This is a genomic window from uncultured Subdoligranulum sp. (assembly GCF_937890665.1).
On the sequence record NZ_CALADU010000299.1, the window covers coordinates 1 to 3,284 of the forward strand.

General features: G+C 52.3%; 2 protein-coding genes. Both read right to left on the reverse strand.

Annotated elements, in window-relative coordinates; genetic code table 11:
- Positions 1-1,706: SpaA isopeptide-forming pilin-related protein (locus tag Q0526_RS17360; protein ID WP_298736431.1), on the reverse strand; the 1,706-nt coding region annotated here is incomplete at its 3' end.
- A gap of 101 nt (positions 1,707-1,807) precedes the next feature.
- A partial coding sequence (locus tag Q0526_RS17365) for a SpaA isopeptide-forming pilin-related protein (protein WP_298736433.1) occupies positions 1,808-3,284 on the reverse strand: 1,477 nt, incomplete at its 5' end.

Genomic DNA, 3,284 nt, shown 5'->3' on the forward strand with positions numbered 1-3,284 from the left:
TGACCGGCATAGGTGAACTCGACCTCGATGGGGCTGTTATCAAGAAGATACCCAGCAGGGGCGGTGATTTCGACAATGCGGTATTTACCGCTATTGCCGGAGTCCGGATAGGTTTCGGCGCGAATGGGCACATCCACATCAAACCAAGTAAAACCGCTGTCGTTGGTTGGGTCACTGGTTGCCAGCTTTGCACCGGCGTCCACCAGCTTCGTGCCATCTGCTGCGAAAATATCGTCCACCGTGTACAGTTCATACACAGCACCGGGCAGATAGGTCAGTGTTTCGCGGTCCTGCTTATAAATGCCAACGCCGATTTTGCTGACCTTGTCATCGGGCTTTTCGGGAACCGGCAGCACACGCACATTTTCAAAGACAAGGATCTGTGCGGTCTTATGGGCATCCGAAGCATCTTTAACATTGACAATGCCGTATGAACACTCTTTGTCGCCATCCTGCTCGTGGCTGACGATGGTTTTCGCCAGCACAATATCATTGCGCTGGTTGTCCCAGCCGAATTCCACACTATAGCTCTGCTGCGTCAGCACAAAGCCATAGGGTGCTTTGACCTCGGTGATCGTGTACTTGCCCAAAGGCAGGGTCACGGTCACTTCACCTTTGGTGCCGTCATGGGAGATGGTAAGGAAATCATAGGTGGCCTGTGTACGATTGGGGGCAAATTTCACCTCATCGACCTGACCTGCCGCACCTGTGGTAACAGTGGCAACAAGGTCACCATCCTTATACCAATAAGTGCCCTGACGGTCGAGCGTGGCAATATCGCCGTCCGCGTGGATTTCGTAGGTTGCCCCTGCCAAATTATCCTGCGTGTAGATGAACTGCACGTCTTTGTAATCGGTCAGGACATTGCCCAGCTTACGGATGGTCAACTGTCCGAGGGTTTCATGGTTGAAATACTTTTCTTCTACAATGTACTCGTCCATGTCATTGGTGGCGTTGCCCACGACCTGCCAGACACGCTCGGAAGTGATTTCAAATTCTACAGAGTAGGCAGGATCATTGTAGTAGCCTTCGGGACCTTGCAATTCCTCAATGAAATAGCGACCAAGCGGCAGCTTTTCAGGCGTTTTCATCAGGCCATCCGCATCGGTGTAGAACACATCGGTTTTCTTGGTGGCGCTGCCGCTGGCAGGATCAATCATCGAGATACGGGTCTTGTTGCCTTTATCATCCAATATGTACAGTGCAAAAGCAGTGTTCGCAATCTTGACCGCCTTGCCAGTTTCGGTATCGGTCTTGACGATCTGCAAGTAACCTTCCAGTTCTTCATCCAACACGTTATAGGTCATGTAGTTGTTGGTGGCGGTGGTGACGCTGCCGGCAGGAACCGTAAAACGGCTCTGCGGGCTGTCCTTGCTGACCGTTACGATAAAGGGATCACATTGGAAAACGTCCTTGGGGATCGTAGTCTCGACAACAAGGTACTGCCCATACGGAAGTCCCTCAATGCGGATGACACCTTCCTCGTTCGTATACAGTTCTGTCAACCGGTACTCTGCATCCTGATCAGTGGGAACCCAACCATTGCCTTTGCCGTTGGCGTAGTCACCATCTGCGGTCAGGGTGGCATTGTAGGCTTCTACCGTGGCAGCGTTGCTCTCATACATATTGGCAACAGCCTGCCCCTCGGCAGTGAAATCGTACTTGAGCGTCAAATTATCGTAGTTATCTTTGCGGTAAACGTCCAAAATACTTTGTGCATTGTAGCTGCCATCCGGGTTCTGCTTGAACTGTGCAGCCTTGCTCAGCTTGGAAATGCGATAGACGGTAAAGCCCGCCCCCTCCAGCTTCAGCGCCGGGGAGGCTGACCTGTGGTAGAAACCAGCTTATTCAGCGAGAAGCTGGATTTGAGGACTTCATCTTGGCTTTCCTGCTCAGCGCTGATATGGTAGCTGGATTCATCTGCATAGGTCAGTGTTTTGTAGTGGTTGACCTCATCGCAGAGATACCCGGTGGCATAGGAAAGATAATAGCCATCCCATGCCTTGCTGCCGTCCAGCTTGCGGCTTTCAGCTACGGCAGAGTACTGATTCTTATAGAGGTAGTCGGTGTATTCGTTATTCTTCCGAACCAAATCACTGTATTTGCCGGTGCGCTCCAGCTTTTTATTCAGCTGCGGGTATTTGCCGGTCGTATACAGTTTGCCGTTGCCGTCAATAGGCAGCACCAAACCTGTGGCACGCTCGACAAGGTAGTAGCGTCCCATATATAGGTTGGAAAAAGCAAGTTTCCCGTCCTTGATGGCAGCAGAGGCAACCAGTCTGTCTTTCTGCAAAATGGGCAGGTAATCGGTATCCCAGCCGCCGTTGGTAAGCACAGTGGTGTGCCAGATGGGGTTACCGTTGGCATCCAAAATTTTGGAATAATCCACTGTGCCGGTGACGCCATCCGGGTGTGCGATGGTATCCGCTGCATACAGGTCGTAGACGGCTCCCTCCAAGGTGGTATCACCGTTGCTGCCCGCAGCCAGATACCGCGCTGCATCCAAATCGACTTTGGTCAGCAAAATACTGCCGAGAACGCGGTCGTTCTGCACCTTATCGGCATCCGCGTGCATGGTGTAGGATTTTTCATTGTTGGCACTACCTGTAGGGTCAGTCTCATAAGTCTTATCCGCCACACGGTCGCCAAACGTAATCGTGACGATGGCCTCACCGGTGTCGATCAGAGTGCCGCCGTTGTTGGTGGTGGTAATATCGGCATTATAGTCTGCATTGCCGAGCCAAAGAGTTTGCCCATCCAGCGCCTTGGTGATTTCAAAGGCATAGGCCCGCTTGCCCAAAACGGAACCTGCCGCACCGGGGTTCGTTACATCCGTCCAGTCGCCATAGTAGCCACTGGGGGCACGGCTCTCCACAACCACAAAACGGCCCTCGTTGCGCTGAGTATAGTAGATGTTATCCGAACCGTTGGCATAGCTGCTATGGTTGATGACTTTGTAGGTGCCGTCCGGCTGGCGCTCCACCGCATACTGGTTATAGCCACCTGCGGGAATATAGCGCTGGAGCACGGTATCCCATTCATAAATCTTGAACGCTGCATCACCCTTGATACGCTGTTTGGTCTCGCTGTCGATTTTGTCGATGGCAACTTTGACGGACCACTCGTCGTTTTTCATGAGGTAATCGTTGCTGCTGTTGGCGGGCACGGTGATGGACTGGCTGCTGCCAAAATCACCGCCGAAAGCATCAAAGCCGTGGGGCACCGTTACCTCGTTGTAGGAGAATTTCAGGTTGTCAAAGTAGTTATGGGCAGCAGAAAGTGCA